General features: G+C 69.6%; 16 protein-coding genes. 15 read left to right on the top strand and 1 reads right to left on the bottom strand.

Annotation, left to right across the window (positions count from 1 at the left end; all coding sequences use genetic code 11):
* Positions 1-55: 55 nt before the first annotated feature.
* The 6 genes from P8A18_RS15325 (at position 56) to P8A18_RS15300 (ending at position 6548) form a co-directional block, all read left to right on the top strand.
* On the top strand, positions 56-904 hold the full coding sequence (locus tag P8A18_RS15325) for a tryptophan 2,3-dioxygenase family protein (RefSeq protein ID WP_306055118.1): 849 nt from the start codon (positions 56-58) through the stop codon (positions 902-904).
* On the top strand, positions 897-2093 hold the full coding sequence (kynU, locus tag P8A18_RS15320; protein WP_306055116.1) for a kynureninase: 1197 nt from the start codon (positions 897-899) through the stop codon (positions 2091-2093). Before P8A18_RS15325 ends, kynU begins: the two co-directional genes overlap by 8 nt.
* 205 nt (positions 2094-2298) lie before the next feature.
* Entirely contained in the window at positions 2299-3174 is an 876-nt protein-coding gene (locus tag P8A18_RS15315) for an alpha/beta hydrolase family protein (RefSeq protein WP_018551104.1), read from the top strand.
* Positions 3175-3268: 94 nt separating this feature from the next.
* Positions 3269-4570 carry a sensor histidine kinase gene (locus P8A18_RS15310; protein ID WP_306055114.1) on the top strand — a complete coding sequence of 434 codons (1302 nt, stop codon included), beginning with the start codon at positions 3269-3271 and terminating at the stop codon, positions 4568-4570.
* Positions 4567-5244 (top strand): response regulator, encoded by a 678-nt coding sequence (locus tag P8A18_RS15305; protein ID WP_306055112.1) that lies wholly within the window; start codon positions 4567-4569, stop codon positions 5242-5244. The genes P8A18_RS15310 and P8A18_RS15305 overlap by 4 nt, the downstream gene beginning before the upstream one ends.
* Positions 5245-5324: 80 nt before the next feature.
* The gene (locus tag P8A18_RS15300) at positions 5325-6548 is read left to right on the top strand and encodes a cytochrome P450 (protein ID WP_306055111.1); all 1224 of its coding nucleotides are present in this window, start codon (positions 5325-5327) and stop codon (positions 6546-6548) included.
* 79 nt (positions 6549-6627) lie between these two features.
* On the opposite strand, the gene P8A18_RS15295 is transcribed toward P8A18_RS15300, so the two are convergent.
* Complete coding sequence (locus tag P8A18_RS15295) at positions 6628-7479, bottom strand: diacylglycerol kinase family protein (protein ID WP_306055110.1); 852 nt, start codon at positions 7477-7479, stop codon at positions 6628-6630.
* Positions 7480-7665: 186 nt separating this feature from the next.
* Here P8A18_RS15295 and P8A18_RS15290 point away from each other — a divergent pair, with 186 nt between their 5' ends.
* From P8A18_RS15290 to P8A18_RS15250, 9 genes are all read left to right on the top strand, one after another.
* The gene (locus P8A18_RS15290; protein ID WP_306055109.1) at positions 7666-8949 is read left to right on the top strand and encodes an adenylosuccinate synthase; all 1284 of its coding nucleotides are present in this window, start codon (positions 7666-7668) and stop codon (positions 8947-8949) included.
* Between the two features lie 105 nt (positions 8950-9054).
* Entirely contained in the window at positions 9055-10323 is a 1269-nt protein-coding gene (locus P8A18_RS15285; protein WP_306055108.1) for an AAA family ATPase, read from the top strand.
* A 77-nt stretch (positions 10324-10400) separates the two neighbouring features.
* Positions 10401-11063, top strand: a complete 663-nt coding sequence (locus tag P8A18_RS15280; RefSeq protein ID WP_306055107.1) for an RloB family protein — start codon at positions 10401-10403, stop codon at positions 11061-11063.
* Between the two features lie 107 nt (positions 11064-11170).
* The gene (locus P8A18_RS15275) at positions 11171-13864 is read left to right on the top strand and encodes a type I restriction-modification system subunit M (RefSeq protein ID WP_306055106.1); all 2694 of its coding nucleotides are present in this window, start codon (positions 11171-11173) and stop codon (positions 13862-13864) included.
* A complete protein-coding gene (locus P8A18_RS15270) occupies positions 13854-15122 on the top strand; it encodes a restriction endonuclease subunit S (protein ID WP_306055105.1) in 1269 nt (422 codons plus the stop codon). Before P8A18_RS15275 ends, P8A18_RS15270 begins: the two co-directional genes overlap by 11 nt.
* A gap of 14 nt (positions 15123-15136) precedes the next feature.
* On the top strand, positions 15137-15991 hold the full coding sequence (locus tag P8A18_RS15265; protein WP_306055104.1) for a helix-turn-helix domain-containing protein: 855 nt from the start codon (positions 15137-15139) through the stop codon (positions 15989-15991).
* Between the two features lie 13 nt (positions 15992-16004).
* Positions 16005-16193 (top strand): DUF397 domain-containing protein, encoded by a 189-nt coding sequence (locus tag P8A18_RS15260; protein ID WP_306055102.1) that lies wholly within the window; start codon positions 16005-16007, stop codon positions 16191-16193.
* 203 nt (positions 16194-16396) lie between these two features.
* Positions 16397-16723 carry a hypothetical protein gene (locus tag P8A18_RS15255; protein ID WP_306055100.1) on the top strand — a complete coding sequence of 109 codons (327 nt, stop codon included), beginning with the start codon at positions 16397-16399 and terminating at the stop codon, positions 16721-16723.
* Positions 16723-16992 (top strand): hypothetical protein, encoded by a 270-nt coding sequence (locus P8A18_RS15250; RefSeq protein WP_306055098.1) that lies wholly within the window; start codon positions 16723-16725, stop codon positions 16990-16992. Before P8A18_RS15255 ends, P8A18_RS15250 begins: the two co-directional genes overlap by 1 nt.
* Positions 16993-17038: the final 46 nt, after the last annotated feature.

The following is a 17038-nucleotide window of genomic DNA, read 5'->3' as shown; positions in this document are numbered from 1 at the left end:
TCACCTCACGGAAGGGGCGGACCGCTACCCGGAAGCTCGTGTCGAGGAGACAGCGATGTCGACGATTCACCCCGACCCCGAAGCCACCGGTGCGCAGACCCCGCACCTCGACTTCGCGGGAACGACTCCGTACGAGGACTACGTCCAGGCGGATGTCCTGACCCACCTCCAGCACCTGCGCTCGGACGATCCCGGCGAGATGGTCTTCCTGGTCACCACCCAGGTCATGGAGCTGTGGTTCACCGTCATCGTCCACGAGTGGGAGACCGCGGCGCACGCGATGCGCGGGGACCGGCTCGACGTCGCGCAGGACGCGCTGAAGCGGTCCCTGCGCGAGCTGGAGGCGCTGAACGCCTCCTGGACGCCGCTCGCCCAGCTCACCCCCGCCCAGTTCAACTCCTACCGGTCCTCGCTCGGCGAGGGCTCCGGCTTCCAGTCGGCCATGTACCGGCGGATGGAATTCCTGCTCGGTGACAAGTCCGCGTCCATGCTGGTGCCGCACCGGGGCGCGCCCCGCGTCCACGCGGAGCTGGAGAAGGCCCTCGCGGAGCCCGGTCTGTACGACGAGGCGCTCGCCCTGCTCGCCCGGCGCGGGCACGCGATCCCCGGGTCCGTGCTCGGCCGGGACCTGACCCGGAAGTACGAGCCGTCGCCCGAGGTCGAGGCCGTCTGGACGGCGATCTACGCCAACCCGGACCAGAACGACGAGCTGGTCCGCCTCGGCGAGGTGCTCACCGATGTGGGCGAGCTGGTCTGGCGATGGCGCAACGACCACCTCCTGGCGACCCGGCGGGCCATGGGCTCCAAGACCGGCACCGGCGGCTCGGCAGGCGTGGCCTGGCTGGAGAAGCGCGCCACGAAGAACGTGTTCCCCGAGCTCTGGACGGCCCGCAGCCATGTCTGACCTCCAGGAGCGCGCCCAGGCGCTCGACACCGCGGACGCCCTGGCCCCGCTGCGCGAACTGTTCACCCTCGACGACACCGTCTACCTGGACGGCAACTCGCTCGGCGCGCTGCCGCGCCACGTGCCCGCCCGGGTGCAGGAGGTCCTCACCCGCGAGTGGGGCGAGCTGCGCATCCGGTCCTGGGGCGAGAGCGGCTGGTGGACGGCGCCCGAGCGGATCGGCGACCGCATCGCCCCGATCGTGGGGGCCGCAGCCGGCCAGATCGTGGTCGGCGACTCGACCAGCGTGAACGTCTTCAAGGCCCTCGTCGCGGCGACCCGGCTGGCACCGGAGGGCCGCGACGAGATCCTGGTCGACGCGCACACCTTCCCCACCGACGGCTACATCGCGTCATCGGCGGCCCGGATGACCGGGCACCGGATCGTCCCGGTCGCCCCCGCCGACGTGCCGGACGCGCTCGGTCCGCGTACCGCGGCCGTCCTGCTCAACCACGTCGACTACCGCTCGGGCCGGCTGCACGACCTGCCGGGCCTCACCGCCGCCGTGCGGGCCGCCGGCGCGGTGGCCGTCTGGGACCTGTGCCACAGCGCGGGGGCGCTCCCGGTCGGTCTGGACGAGCACGGCGTCGACCTGGCGGTGGGCTGCACGTACAAGTACCTCAACGGCGGCCCCGGTTCGCCCGCCTACCTGTACGTCGCCGAGCGGCACCAGGCGGCCTTCGACTCGCCCCTGCCGGGGTGGACGTCGCACGCGGACCCGTTCGCGATGACGCCCGGCTACAGCCCGGCCGACGGCGCGGTCCGGGGCCGGGTCGGCACCCCCGACATCCTGTCCATGCTGGCGCTCGAAGCCTCCCTCGACGTCTGGGACGGGGTCGGGATCGACGCGGTACGGGCCAAGTCCCTGGCGCTGACGGACTTCTTCCTGGAGTGCGTCCAGGCGTACGCCCCCGAGGGCCGGGTCACCTCGGTCACCCCGGCCGCCCACCGGGAGCGCGGCAGCCAGGTCGCGCTGCGCTGCGAGGACGCCGAGCCGGTGATGGCCGAGCTGATCGCACGCGGCGTCGTCGGGGACCTGCGCCGGCCCGATGTACTGCGGTTCGGTTTCACACCGCTGTACGTGGGGTTCGCCGACGCGGAACGCGCGGCACGGGTGCTTGCGGAGGTTCTGGGCGCCCCGGCGGCGTAGGCTGCCGCATCCGTCCGGTGACCGGCTCGCCCCGGTCGCCGGACGGCGCCGCGCCCCGGTTCGGTACGGGTTGTGGAGGGCGTCGGCCCCGCCTCCCGCGCGCCGGTGCCCCGCAGCGATTCCCGGTGGGCGCGCCCCGCTCCCGTACTGGTACCGTCCCCGCAGGTCAGGCCAGAGGCCGGGGGACAGGGGGGGTGGGAACAGCATGACGGATTCCGCCGCGCGCGAGCAGGACGCCGCCGAGACCGAGTCGGCCTTCTCGCATCCGGCCGTCGCCCCCGACGCGTCCGCCTCCTACGGCAGCCACCCCGACCAGGTCATCGACTTCTACGCCCCGCGCGAGGGGCGTACCGGCGCGCCCGTCGTGGTCGTCCTGCACGGCGGCGCGTGGCGGGCCCCGTACGACCGGGCCCATATGTCGCCGTTCGCGGACTTCCTGGCCCGGCGCGGGTTCGCCGTCGCCAACGTCGAGTACCGGCGCGGCAGCGAGCTTCCGCAGCAGCGCGGCTCGGGCCCGGTCGCGGGCCGCTGGCCGGAGACCTTCGACGACGTGGCCGCCGCGCTGGACGCCCTGCCGGAGCTGCTGGCGCGGGAGCTGCCCGCGGCGGACGGCCGCCGGATCGTCGTCACCGGGCACTCGGCGGGCGGGCAGCTGGCCCTGTGGGCCGCGGCCCGGCACGTCCTGCCCGAGGGCTCGCCGTGGCGGCTGCCGAGACCGCCCGCGCTGCGCGGTGTGGTGGCGCTCGCGCCGATCGCGGACTTCGCCTCCGCGGTCGGGCTCGACGTGTGCTCGGGGGCGATCGGGCAGCTCCTGGGCGCCGCGGAGGACTTCGCCGGGCGGAGCGCGTACGCCGACCCGGCCCGGCTGCTGCCCACCGGCATCGCGACGGTCGTGGTGCAGGGCACCACGGACCTCACGGTCCCGGCGGCGGTCTCCGAGGCGTTCGTGGACGCGGCGGCGAAGGAGGGCGAGACGGTGGGGCTCACGCTGCTGCCGGACGTGGGGCACTTCCCGCTGATCGACCCGGCCGCCGACGCCTGCGCCGTGGTCGCCGAGGAGATCGCCCAGCTCGCCTGGTAGGGCCGCGCGGCGCCCGCGTAGTACTTGCGACGGACGGCCGGGAATCCACATCACTGCTGACGACCCGGCCCGCCGCCCCGCCTACCGTGGAGGCGTGACCGAGACCAAGACCAGAAGCCCGGAACTCCGGCTCGCCGCAGGGGCGATCGGCGATCTGCGGCAGGACCTCCTCCAGGACCCGTTCGCCTATCGGCCGATGGCACCGATGCGGACCGACGGGCCGCTGACCAGGCGGTTGCCGACGCGGATCCGGGCCGGTTTCGCCTGGGCCCCGCACGCCATGGTGCTGCTCGCCGCGCTGATCACCTTCATGGCCGGTTTCGCCTCCACCGGTAACGCCGGCGTCCTGCTGTCCGGGCTGATTCCCGCCGGCTGTGTGGCGATGACCCTGATCAGGCCGGTCGGGGCGTTCTGGATATCGATGGCGCTGACACCGGTGACCGTGATCGTGGAGGGCGGCGACCAGCCGTGGGGGCCGAGTCTCTTCTTCTCCCACCTGGTGGTGCTGTTCGTCGTCGCGGCCAGGACCCGGCCGCGGACCGCCGCCTGGATGTGGGCGCTCACGCTGGTGCTGGGCCTCTTCGTGGAGGGCGTCATCGGTGCGGGCGGCGGGGTGGAGACCGCGGCCATGGCGGTGGTCTCGGCGTTCGCGCTGCTCGTGGTGAGCCTGGTGCAGATCCGGCGGGAGGCGCAGCGCGAGGTCACCGTGCAGCGCACCGTGACCGCCGTCGAGCGCGACCGGCGCACGCTGCTGGAGGAGCGCACCACGATCGCCCGCGAACTGCACGACGTGGTCGCCCACCACATGTCGGTCGTCGCGATCCAGGCCGAGGCCGCCCCGTACCGGGTGGAGAACCCGCCGCCGGAGCTGGAGCAGGCCTTCGTCACGATCCGGGAGAACGCCGTCGCCGCCCTCACCGAACTGCGCCGGGTGCTCGGTGTCGTACGGGCCGACGACTACGAGGCGCCGGACGCCCCGCAGCCCACCCTGGCCGATCTCGACCGGCTGCTCGCCAATGTGCGGGAAGCGGGTCTGGAGACGGAGAAGGCGGTGACCGGAGCGGTCCGCGAGCTGCCCCAGGGCGTCGAGCTGTCGGCGTACCGGATCATTCAGGAAGCGCTCAGCAACAGCCTGCGGCACGCGCCGGGCGCCATCGCCAGGGTGGAGATCGGCTACGTTCTGGGCGGGCTCGGGCTGCGCGTGGTCAACGGCCCGCCGACCGGTCCGGTGAAGCCGTCGCCGGGGGCCGGGCACGGGATCACCGGGATGCGGGAGCGGGTCGCGATGCTCAACGGCGAGATGACCGCCGAGGCCACGGCGGAGGGCGGTTACGAGGTCACGGCCTTCATCCCCGCCCAGCCGGCCGCGTCCGACGACCCCCTGGAGAAGCCATGACGACCTCGCCCGCCGCCCCGATCCGGGTCCTGATCGTGGACGACCAGATGATGGTCCGCGAGGGCTTCTCGGTCCTGCTCAACGCCATGCCGGGCATCGAGGTCGTCGGCGAGGCGGTCAACGGGCGCGAGGCCGTCACCCAGGTCGCCGCGCTCAGACCGGACGTGGTGCTGATGGACATCCGCATGCCGGAGCTCAACGGCATCGAGGCCACCCGTGAGATCGTCGCCGCCGACGCGGACGCCAAGGTGCTGGTGCTGACCACCTTCGACCTCGACGAGTACGTCTACCAGGCCCTGCGCGCCGGTGCCTCCGGCTTCCTCCTCAAGGACGCCTCGGCCCGCCGGCTCGCCGACGGCGTACGCGTGGTCGCCTCCGGCGAGGCGCTGCTCGCCCCGACGGTCACCCGGCGCCTGATCACCGAGTTCTCCAAGCTGGCCGCCGCGCCCAGGCCCCCGGCCCTGGCCCGGATCGGCGACCTCACGGAACGCGAGACGGAGGTGCTCGTCCTCATCGCCCAGGGCCTGTCGAACGCCGAGATCGCCGGGCACCTGGTGGTCGCCGAGTCCACGATCAAGACCCATGTGAGCCGCATCCTGGTCAAGCTGGGCCTGCGCGACCGCACCCAGGCCGCCGTCTTCGCCTACGAGGCCCGCCTCGTCACCCCGTCCTGACCCGGTGCCCCTGACCCGGCGCTCCGGGCGCGGCGCGGCAAGGGCTGGCCCGGGTGCCGGTGGCCGGTTAGCGTCGGTCCATGGAACAGCCCAGCGCGTCCCCCGGCCCGTTCGACCCCTGGTCGGCGGCGTTCGTCGCCGATCCGTACCCCGCCTACGCCGAGCTGCGGGCCACCGGCCGCGCACACTACTTCGCCGCCACCGACCAGTGGCTCGTCCCGCACCACGCCGATGTCTCGGCACTGCTGCGGGACCGGCGGCTGGGGCGGACGTATCTGCACCGGTTCACCCACGAGGAGTTCGGCCGGACGCCCCCGCCCCCCGAGCACGAGCCGTTCGAGACGCTCAACGGGCAGGGGCTGCTGGACCTCGAACCGCCGGACCACACCCGCATCCGGCGCCTGGTCTCCAAGGCCTTCACCCCGCGCACCGTCGAACAGCTCGTCCCGACGGTGCGGCGGCTGGCCGCCGGGCTCGTCGACGACTTCGTCGAGCAGGGCGGGGGCGATCTGCTCTCGGCCGTCGCCGAGCCGCTGCCGGTCGCCGTGATCGCCGAGATGCTGGGCATCCCGGAGTCCGACCGGGCGCCGCTGCGGCCCTGGTCGGCCGCGATCTGCGGAATGTTCGAGCTCAACCCCTCCGAGGAGACCGCCCGCGCCGCCGTCCGCGCCTCCCTGGAGTTCTCCGCGTACCTGCGCGGGCTGATCGCCGAGCGGCGTACCGACCCGGGCCCGGACCTGATCTCCGCGCTCGTCGCCGCCCATGACGAGGGCGAGCGGCTGACCGAGCAGGAGATGGTCTCCACCTGCGTCCTGCTGCTGAACGCCGGGCACGAGGCCACCGTCAACACCACGGCCAACGGCTGGTGGACCCTGCTGCGCCACCCCGAGCAGCTGGCCGCCCTGCGCGCCGACCACGGTCTCCTGCCGACGGCACTCGAAGAGCTGATGCGGTACGACACGCCGCTCCAGATGTTCGAGCGCTGGGTGCTGGACGACATCGAGGTCGGCGGCACGGTCATTCCGCGCGGCTCCGAGGTGGCCCTGCTCTTCGGCTCGGCCAACCGCGACCCGGCCCGCTTCACGGACCCGGACACGCTGGACCTCGCCCGCCGGGAGAACCCGCACGTCACCTTCGGCGCCGGCATCCACTTCTGCCTCGGCGCCCCGCTGGCCCGCGTCGAGCTGGCCGCGTCCTTCGGCGAACTGCTGCGCAAGGCCCCCGGCCTGCGGCTGGTCGCGGAACCGGAGTGGAACCCGGGCTACGTCATCCGGGGCGTGAAGGAGCTGCGGGTCGAGCTGTGAGGCCACGGGCACGGGGGCGCCGGGGCCCGGACTGCGCCGGACCGGCGCGTGAGGCCCCGGCGCCGCACGGCCGGGGCGGCTACCGCGCCGGAAGTATCAGCCCCCAGGCCCCCGCCCGCACCGTCCAGGTCCGCGTCCGCACCGGCCCGCCGACCTGTATGTCCGCCCGGTAGCGGAAATCCGCCCCCGAGACCGTGACGGCCTTGGCCCTGGTGGTGACCGGGGCGCCGTCCGGCGCGTCGATCGTCACCTCGGCCACGCCGTCGGCACCGCGCCCGGAGGTCACCGTCACCGAGGCGACCGGGCGGTCCAGATCGTTCAGCACGACACCGTCGGCCTCCACGCGCAGCCGGTGCGTCGAGGCGGCGGCGGACGGCTCCGGGGGCGCGGGACGCACCAGGGTGCGGACCAGGGAGCGGCAGCTGTCCCAGACCGCTGTGACGCCCGAGCGGCCGGTGGCGGCGCCCGGGGCGCCGTTCAGGGCGGGGATGCGCAGCGCCCCCAGGACCACGCCGTCGCTGTCGTCGACGAGCAGGTCCAGACGGCGCTCCGCCCCGTCCAGGGCTGTGCGCGCCGCCGCCACCGTGCCCGTCGGCACGCCGAGCGAATGCGCGAGTTCCAGGGTGGCCGACACGCCGACCGGTACCAGTGAGAGCGCGTTCATGGCCGGTTCCCGCTCCCGGTGCAGCAGGGACACCGCGCGCCGCAGCGCCCGGTCGTCGCCTATGACCACCGGCCGCCGGCCGCCCCGCCGGGACAGGGCCCGGACGAATTCCCCGGGGCTGTCCGGGAGGCAGATCTTGGCGTGCGAGCCGGCGCTCAGCACGTCCTTGGCGATGCGGACGGACTCGCCGTCCGTGCGGCGGGCGACCGGATCGATCACCACCAGCAGATGGGGCGCACCGTTACCGGGGGGCTGGGCAGCCGACACCTCGGTCCTTCCTCGGGTAGCATCTTGGTGCAAGAGCCCCTTGCGCTATTGCGCCAGGGGCTTCGTCTATTCCGGGGCACCCGGTTCGACGGTTCAGGCTGTGCCGTACAACGTCGTACGGCATGTACGGCGTTTTGGTACGCCCCCTGACCTTGGACATGCCCCGCCCGGAAGGGGTGTACGCCTGTGCCCGCACTTGTGCTGCTCGGTGCTCAGTGGGGTGACGAGGGCAAGGGAAAGGCCACCGACCTCCTCGGTGGATCCGTGGACTACGTGGTGCGCTACCAAGGCGGCAACAACGCCGGTCACACGGTCGTCGTCGGCGACCAGAAGTACGCACTGCATCTCCTCCCCTCCGGAATCCTGTCACCGGGATGTACCCCGGTCATCGGTAACGGTGTCGTCGTCGACCCGGCGGTCCTGCTCTCCGAGCTGAGTGGGCTGAACGACCGCGGCGTGGACACGTCGAAGCTGCTGATCAGCGGCAACGCCCATTTGATCACCCCGTACAACGTCACCGTCGACAAGGTGACGGAACGGTTCCTCGGGAAGCGCAAGATCGGCACGACCGGGCGCGGTATCGGCCCGACGTATGCCGACAAGATCAACCGCGTCGGCATCCGCGTCCAGGACCTCTACGACGAGTCGATCCTGGAGCAGAAGGTCGAGGCGGCCCTGGAGCAGAAGAACCAGCTCCTGGCCAAGGTCTTCAACCGGCGCGCCATCGAGGCCGGCAAGGTCGTCGAGGACATGCTCCAGTACGCGGAGCAGATCAAGCCCTACGTCGCCGACACGACGCTGATCCTGAACGACGCCATCGACGCGGGCAAGGTCGTCCTCTTCGAGGGCGGTCAGGGCACGCTGCTCGACGTCGACCACGGCACGTACCCCTTCGTCACCTCCTCGAACCCGACCGCAGGCGGCGCCTGCACCGGTTCCGGTGTGGGGCCGACCAAGATCAGCCGGGTCATCGGCATCCTCAAGGCCTACACCACCCGCGTCGGCGCCGGCCCGTTCCCGACGGAGCTGCTGGACGAGGACGGCGAGGCGCTGCGCCGGATCGGCGGCGAGCGCGGTGTCACCACCGGTCGCGACCGCCGCTGCGGCTGGTTCGACGCGGTCATCGCGCGGTACGCGACCCGGGTCAACGGTCTCACCGACTTCTTCCTCACCAAGCTGGACGTGCTGACCGGCTGGGAGCAGATCCCGGTGTGCGTGGCGTACGAGATCGACGGCAAGCGCGTCGAGGAGCTCCCGTACAGCCAGACCGACTTCCACCACGCGAAGCCGGTCTACGAGATGCTCCCGGGCTGGTCCGAGGACATCACGAAGGCGAAGACCTTCGCCGACCTGCCGAAGAACGCGCAGGCGTACGTGAAGGCGCTGGAGGAGATGTCCGGCGCCCCGATCTCCGCGATCGGCGTCGGCCCCGGCCGGACCGAGACCATCGAGATCAACTCGTTCCTGTAGGGAGCACCGCGGCGGCAGCCGGCAGGCACCCTGCCGGCTGCCGCCGCACACCCGCACACGCGGGCGGGATGGTGTGACTAATGTGTCCGCCATGAAGGAGCCAGGATGCTGCTGAGATTCCGGGTGGCGAACGTCCGGTCGCTGCGCGACGAGCAGGAACTGTCGTTCGTCGCGTCCGAGGGGACCGAGAGGGAGCTGGCCGCGGCTCGCGAGACGGTGCTCTCCGACGGGCAGCGCCTTCCTGTTCACACCGTGCTCGGAATCTTCGGGGCCAACGCCTCCGGCAAGTCCAACGTGATCGCCGCGCTGAAGAGCATGAAGCACGCCGTCATGCGCTCCTACGCCGACTGGACCTCCTACGACGGAATCCCCCGCGACGAGTTCGCCCTCGATCCCAAGGCAGCGGCACAAACATCCCTGTACGAGGCGGACTTCGTCCTGGATGACGGTGTCCGCTGGACGTACGGATTCGAGCTGGGCGCGCGCCGGGTCGAAGCGGAATGGCTCTACGCCTACCCCAAGGGCCGTCGCCAGGTCTGGTTCGAGCGGGACGCAGACCGTGACAAGGACTTCGACTTCCCCGGCGAGAGGCTTCACGACCGGGCCCGGCTGGCCCGTACGACGCGGCCGGACGCCCTCCTCCTGACACGGGCGGCCAACGACGGCCACGAGCAGCTGACCCCGGTCTTCGACTGGTTCAAGAACAACCTCTGGGACGTCACGCCCGAGACGGAGCGCACCCAGCGCGAGGCCTACACGGCCGGGATGCTGCTGAAGAGCGAAGACTTCAGGCGCCGGGCCGAGGAACTACTACAGGTGGCCGATCTGGGTATCGCGGGCGTGGAGGTCGAGCGGTCGCCGTCCGGCCGCCCGGTCATCCAGCTGGTCCATACCGGCGGCGGAGAACGCACCGTACTGGACTGGGCCTCCGAGTCCTGGGGCACCCGCTCCTGGTTCGCCCTGATCGGCCCGCTCCTGCTTGCTCTCGACACCGGCGCGGTCCTGCTCATCGACGAGCTGGACGCGAGCCTGCACTCGCGCTTCGCAGCAGAGGTCGTACGCCTCTTCCAGGCACCGTGGGTGAACCCCAAGGGCGCCCAGCTGATCTTCACCGGCCACGACCCCTCCCTGCTGCGGACGCCCGGTGGCGGCCGGCTCCTGGAGCCGGGGCAGCTGTGGCTCACGGAGAAGGACGGGAACGGGGCCACGGAGCTGTCGTCGGTCGCCGACTGGGAGCCGACGGACGAGGAGGACCTCATGGCGTCGTATCTCGCCGGGTCCTTCGGCGCGGTGCCGAAGGTCTCCGAGGGGCAGATCGGGCGACGGCTGGTGCGGACGGACGACTTGGCGCGGATGGAGGCGGAAGAAGGCTGATGGCGAGGCCAAGGGGAGGGGACAGCGTTTCCCGCAAGAGGGGCGGCGGGAAGGGGCGTACGAACCGCGCTCGCCAGGTGTACATCTTCACCGAGGGCGAGGTCACCGAGCCCGAGTACATCGACATCATCTTGAAGCACGGCACGCCGGTGGCTCCGGGCCGCAGTGTGGATCACCACTTCGAGAACGAGAACGCCGTCGGCAAACACCGCAAGCCGTACGCGATGGTCAAAGATGCCGTCATCACGCTGCGCAAGGTCCAGCGCGAGGCCAAGGACGCCGGGCTGACGGCCGACGACTGGAACTACCCGCAGGTGTGGGTCCTCTTCGACCGCGACGACCACCTGAACATCCTTGAGGCCAGGCAACTCGCGGACAAGCACGGCATCAAGATCGCCTACTCGCACCCCTGTTTCGAGCTCTGGCGCCTCCTGCACTACACGAACTACACCAGCAGCTTCGGCGGTGTCTGCGGCGACGCGAACAGCAGGCTCCGCTCCCGTCCCGGCTTCGCGGCGACGTACGGCCGCAACATTCGTACCGTCTCCGAGCAACAGTCCAAGCACATGCGCGAGGACCAGGTGCTGAGCACGGACAAGGAGCAGCGGCGGTACAAGGACGCCAGGAAATACGCAAAGGCGATCAACGCTCGCGTCGAAACGGCCAATCCTGAGAAGTGGGATCCGTTCACCGACGTCTGGAGTTTCGTTGAGGAAGGTCTGCTCCTCAGCGGCTACTAGGCTGCTGGGAGCAGGCCCGCGAAAGCCTCTGCCGGGCGGCTCGCCGCCCGGCGTCCCCCTTTTTTCGTCTGTACAGCGCCGGCATCACACCACCTTGGAGTCCGTCCGTGGCCAAGCTCACGCTCGATCAACTGGAGCGTCATCTCTTCGCTGCCGCAGACATCCTGCGCGGCACCATGGACGCTGCCGAGTACCGCGACTTCCTCTTGGTCCTGCTGTTCCTGAAGCGGGTGAACGACGAGTTCGAGGCCGCCTACGACCGGATCGTCGCCGAGGAGAAGGCCGGGGGCGCGAGTGAGGAGGAGGCCAGGGAGGACGCGGAGGACCACCGCCGCTACACGGCCGACCGGATCATGTACGTCCCCGAGGAGGCCCGCTGGTCCCGGCTGGCCGGAGCGGTGGACGACGTGGCCACGAGCTACCTCCAGCCCGCGCTGGACGCCCTGGAGGGCCAGAAGGGCAACGAAGGGCTCCGCGGTCTCTTCGGACAGGTCAACTTCAACCGGATCGGTGGCGGCGGAGGCACCGGAACCTCGGCGGCCAAGCTCGCGGACAAACGGCTCTCCGCACTCATCGGTCACTTCGGGAGCCTGCGGCTGAGGGGCGAGGACCTTGAGTTCCCGGACGTCATCGGCGCGGCGTACGAGTACCTGCTGAAGGACTTCGCGGACTCGGCCGGTTCCAAGGGCGGTGAGTTCTACACCCCGCGTGCGGTGGTCCGCATGATGGTCGAGCTGGCGCGCCCGCAGGCCAACCAGCATGTGTACGACCCGTGCGTCGGCTCCGGTGGAATGCTCATCCACACCAAGGAGTACATCGAGGAGCACGGCGGCGACACCGAGGACCTGGCCCTGGCCGGGCAGGACGCCAACAACGGCTCCTGGGTCATGGCCACGATGAACATGCTGTTCCACGGCGCCAGCGACTTCGACCTGCGGATCGGGGACACGCTCACCAACCCGATGCACCTCGACAAGTCGTACGACGTGGTGCTCAGCAACCCGCCCTTCTCCATGGACTACAAGGTGGCCGACCTGCCGCCCGGTCTCGAAGACCGCATGAAGTACGGCCACACCTCGGAAAAGGGCAAGGCCGACCTGATGTTCCTGCAGCACATGCTGTACATGGTGGAGGGGCGCGGTGGCTCCGTCTTCACCGTGATGCCGCACGGCGTGCTGTTCCGCAGCGGCGCTGAGGGCGACATCCGGGCCAAGCTCATCGAGGCCGACCTGCTGGAGGCCGTGATCGGCCTGCCGTCCAACATCTTCTACGGCACCGGCATCCCCGCCTGCGTGCTGGTGCTGCGCGCCAAGGGCCGGAAGCACGTGGACCGGCAGGGCAAGGTGCTCTTCATCAACGCCGACCGCGAGTACCACTCCGAGCGCGCGCAGAACGTGCTGCTGCCTGAGCATGTGGAGAAGATCGTCTCCACGTTCCACGACGCGGTGGGGGACGGCTCGGGGGTACCCCGGTTCGCCCGCTGGGTGAAGCGGGAGGAGCTGGCGGAGAACGCGTACAACCTCAACATCCGCCGCTACGTCGACAACACCCCGCCGCCCGAGCCGCAGGACGTCCGCGCGCATCTGACGGGCGGGGTGCCGACATCGGAGATCGAGGCCGAGGACAAGGCGAAGGTGCTGGAGGCGTACGGGGTCGGGGTGACCGATCTGTTCGCGGAGCGGGAGAACGACTCCGCGTACGTCGACTTCCTGCCGGAGGACGAACGGCCGGACGCCGACCGGCTGACCGCGCTGGCCGAGGGCCGGGAGCGGGAGTTGTGGGACGCGTTCGACAAGTGGTGGGCGGTGGAGACCGGACAGATCGCGTCCCTGGCCCCGCATGAGGGCGACGACCGCACGGAGTTCGAGAAGCGGTCGCAGCTCGCCCGGCTGCGTGCCGACCTGATCGCCTCGTTCCGTCAGCGGCTGCTGAACGTTGACCTGCTGGACCGCTATGCCCTCTCGGGGGCGGTCGCCGGGTGGTGGCAGGACGCCAGGAACGAGCTCAAGGCCTTGGCCAGCAATGGCTTCAAGGGTGTCGTCGAGGGCTGGGTCGACACGGTCGAGACGCTGCTCGAACCGGAGCCGAACCCGTGGACGGGCGGCGCACGCAAACGCTCGGGCGCGGAGCGCCGCCAGGCGTACGGCCACAAGGTGGTGGCCCGGATCGCCCCGGACTTCCTGCGCGAGCTGGCCGAGGCGGACAAGGTCAAGGCGAAGCTGGACGTGAAGGTGAAGGCGGCCGAGGAGGCGGAGGCCGCGCGGGCTGCTGCTGCGGCGGGCGTTGCGGGGGAGGACGGCGAGGAGCCGGGGGGCCTTGATCCGGCGGTGGCGGAGGCGCTGCTGAGCGAGCCCGAGCTGAAGAAGCTCAAGAAGGAGCGGACGGCGGCGGGCAAGGCGGTGAAGGCGCTGGAGGAGGCGTTCTATCCGTTGGATGGGATGGGGGGTGCGCTGCGGAGGCAGCGGGCGAAGGTTGTGGAGCCTGCTTCGGCCGCTGGGCAGACCGCGCTTGCGGTCATGGTCGCCCCTGAAGCCGATGAGGAGAGGTCCACGCCTGTGCTGCACAAGGTGCGGGACGCTCTGACGGAGTCGGCGGCCGGCGAGATCGTTCTCGGCATCCTCCGGGATGACCTGGCTTCGAAGTTGGAGGGTCATGTGGTGCGTCGGCGACGGGAGTTGGTCGATGTGTACTTGGGCTGGGAGCGGAAGTACCTGGTGTCGCTGCGGGATATTGAGGCGCGGCGCGAGGCTGCGGCGGAGCGGCTGGACGGGTTTCTGGAGGAGTTGGGTTATGTCAGTTGACCTCGAATGGGAGACCGCGCCCCTAAGTAGTCGACTTGTTCGCATTGATGCTGGGCATAGCCCTGACTTGCCTGATGCGCCTGCTGGAGCTGGCGATTGGGGGGTTCTGAAGGTCAGTGCCGTCCACAAGGATGGTTTTCGGCCGAGAGAGAACAAGGCTGTTGGGTTGGTCTCAGGGCTTATCGACTCTCGCTACGAAGTTCAACCTGGCGATCTGCTTTTCTCTCGCGCGAACACTCCGGAACTCGTTGGTGCGTCTTGTATTGCGATCGAGACACCTGAGCGTTTGATGCTCTCGGACAAGACGCTGCGTCTGGTACTTGATCCGGATGCAGCAGACGCCCATTTCGTGAACATTTGCCTGTCTAGTCCTTCCCTGAGACGTCAGATCGGATTGGCTTCTTCAGGTAGCAGTCGAAGCATGCAGAATATCTCGCAGCGGGCGATTAGGAATTTTCTTCTGAAGTGGCCGACGCTGAAAGTGCAGCGTCGCATCGTTGAGATTCTGGATGCGGTCAGCGAATCGGAGCGGGCAGTTCAGGCAATAATCTCCAAGCTTCGAACAGTGCGGGGTGGAATCGCGCTGCACGGAATGGAGTCGATAATGTCCAGTGAGGTACCATCTGATTGGGAGCGGGTAGCCCTTCGTGAGGTTGTGCCTTCAGTGGACTATGGGATTTCCGTTGCGCTGGACGATGACAGCCGAGGCGTCGCTACACTCCGGATGAACAACCTCTTGGACGGGCGCCCTGAGCTCGGAGATCTCCGGTACTGCCCGCAGGATGTGCAAACCAAGCCCCTTCTGCGGGTGGGGGATGTGCTCTTCAACAGAACGAACAGCATTGAGCACGTCGGAAAGTCTGCGCTCTGGGGTGGGGAGATCGAAAAGGCGACGTTTGCCTCCTATCTGGTGCGCTTGAACCCAGATTTCGCAAGGCTCAACCCTGGCTACCTTGTCGAATGGCTCCAGCACCCCGCGATCCGTCAACGTGTGCGCTCGATCGCAACAGTCGCAGTTCAGCAGGTGAATGTTAATCCCGGGAGACTCCGGGACCTACTCATCGATTTTCCGACTGACTTGCAGAAGCAGGCGGAAATTGTTGCGAGCCTGGAAGTCTGCGATCGCCAAATCTCCGTAGAGCGTGAAAGTCTGGCCAAGATTCGAGTGATGAAGCAGGGAATCTCCGATGCGTTGCTCAATGGCGGAATGGGTAAGCTCGACCGCCTGACGAAGGCCGCAGAGTCGGGTGCGCTGTAGCGGGAAGAGGACTCGTGCCGGTCAGAAAGCCACCCACCGCCCGAAAGCGCCGCCTCGGCGCGGAGCTCCGGCGGATGCGGGAGCACGTCGGGCTGTCCCTCACCGATGCCGCCGCGCTGCATCGCGTGGACAAGACGGCGATCAGTAACACCGAGTCCGCGCGGTTCGGTGTCAGTGCCGACCGTGTGCGCGTGTGGGCGTCGAACTACTCCTCCCCCGACCAGGCTTACGTGGACGCGCTCGCCGACATGGCCCGTGAGCGGGCCGGGTCGAACTGGTGGGACGAGTTCCGGGACTCGATCGCCTCGTTCATGCTGGACTTGGTGGAGTTGGAGCACCATGCCGTCTCGCTGCGGCACGTACAGATCACGCACCTGCCCGGCCTGTTGCAGCACGAGGACTACGCCCGTGCCGTCTTCGGTGAGGCCGTGCCTCCGCTGAGCTCGGAGGCGATGGACCTCCAGGTGGACTTCAGGATGCGGCGTCGGGCGCTGCTCGACAGGGAGAATCCGCCTGACTGTTCGTTCCTGCTCCACGAAGCCGCGCTGCGGATGCTCTTCGGTGACCGGGCCGTTGTGCGGGGGCAGTTGGAGGAGCTGTTGAAGTACTCGGAGCGGGACGCGGTGACGTTGCGTGTCATCCCGTTCGCTGCTGGCGGGTTCCCCAGTGCCGGCAGCTCGACCATGTACGCGAGCGGTCCGGTGCGCCAGCTGGACACCGTGCAGATCGACGTCCCGAACAGCGTCACGTTCCTCGATGCCGAGACCCATCTGACCAACTACCGTGCCGTGCTGGATCGCATGGAGACGCGCTCACTTGAACCGAAGCAGTCGCGCGACTTCATCCGCAGGGTGCTGCACGAGCTATGAAAGCCTGAGGATCGTGGAAATTCAGTGGCGCAAGTCCTCCCACTCCGAGCAGTCGGGTAACTGTCTGGAACTTGCTGTGGTCGATGGCGACGTTCTCGTCAGGGAGAGTGACGATCCTGGCGTGATCGTCAGGACGACCCCGTCCAAGCTGGCGGCGTTCCTAGCCGGGGCCAAGGCCGGCGAGTTCGACGACCTCGTGTAGCGGGAACGTCGCGTCAACGGTCGCCGAGCGCTTTCGGACGCATTTTCCAATGCGATCCACTTCGCATCAACATTGATGCATCAGCACTTTTGTCGCTAACCTTGGTTGCGGGCGGTAGTCAGCTGGTTACCGCTAGACCTGGAGTGCCCCGGCGGTGTCATCAGCACCCCGGGGCATGGCCAACGCCTCGAAGGAGCGTCAGCATGTTCCACCGTATCCGCACCCACCTCGCACGAACACTCGTGCACGTGGTTCTGCCCGTCCTGGCGCGCATCCTGCGCGCCTTCCGCTTCCCCGGACCTGTACCGCTGCCCGCACCCGTACCCCTCACCGCATCCCAACCCCCGCCCTTCCACCGCCCCCTGCGCCTCGCCCCCCGCTCCCGCCCCCACCACCCCCTCGACCCCGAACGCCGCGCCCGCCGCACCGCCCTACGGCTCGCGCTCGACGGGTTCGTGGTCACCGCCGGGGCCGCCCAGGCGTACAGCGCGGGCACCCTCGCGCTCGCGACCACGAGGAGGGCGGCCTGATGGGCGGCACGGAACAGGTACGGGTCAGCCGCGTACCCAGCAAGCCCGTGCGGCGGGAGGCGGACGGGTCGCTCGCCATCGACCTCTGGTTTCGCCGGGAAGGGGCCTTCGAGGCGGACGCCGCGCTGCGGCTGACGCCCGCCGAGGCCGAGACGCTGCACGCCCAGCTCTGCTACGCCCTCGACGACGACACAGCCGCCCTCATCAGCCCGGCCGCCAACCTTCCTGACTGCCGGAAGAGCATCCTCACCACCCGCCGCCAGGTCTGACGGCAGAAGAGCAGGTTCCCTTCCCGCCGGGCCCCGCATCTCCGCT

Source organism: Streptomyces sp. Mut1 (genome assembly GCF_030719295.1).
Taxonomy (GTDB): Bacteria; Actinomycetota; Actinomycetes; order Streptomycetales; family Streptomycetaceae; genus Streptomyces; species Streptomyces castrisilvae.
The sequence above is the reverse complement of the archived record's forward strand: the minus strand, read 5'-3'. Positions and strand labels throughout refer to the sequence as shown.

Bases quoted from the DNA above. Each gene is read 5' to 3' on its own strand.
- P8A18_RS15300 (WP_306055111.1), top strand. From the start codon at position 5,325: ATGGAACAGCCCAGCGCGTCCCCCGGCCCGTTCGACCCCTGGTCGGCG.
- P8A18_RS15270 (WP_306055105.1), top strand. From the start codon at position 13,854: ATGTCAGTTGACCTCGAATGGGAGACCGCGCCCCTAAGTAGTCGACTT.
- P8A18_RS15255 (WP_306055100.1), top strand. From the start codon at position 16,397: ATGTTCCACCGTATCCGCACCCACCTCGCACGAACACTCGTGCACGTG.
- P8A18_RS15250 (WP_306055098.1), top strand. From the start codon at position 16,723: ATGGGCGGCACGGAACAGGTACGGGTCAGCCGCGTACCCAGCAAGCCC.
- P8A18_RS15305 (WP_306055112.1), top strand. From the start codon at position 4,567: ATGACGACCTCGCCCGCCGCCCCGATCCGGGTCCTGATCGTGGACGAC.
- P8A18_RS15325 (WP_306055118.1), top strand. From the start codon at position 56: ATGTCGACGATTCACCCCGACCCCGAAGCCACCGGTGCGCAGACCCCG.
- P8A18_RS15285 (WP_306055108.1), top strand. From the start codon at position 9,055: ATGCTGCTGAGATTCCGGGTGGCGAACGTCCGGTCGCTGCGCGACGAG.
- kynU (WP_306055116.1), top strand. From the start codon at position 897: ATGTCTGACCTCCAGGAGCGCGCCCAGGCGCTCGACACCGCGGACGCC.
- P8A18_RS15315 (WP_018551104.1), top strand. From the start codon at position 2,299: ATGACGGATTCCGCCGCGCGCGAGCAGGACGCCGCCGAGACCGAGTCG.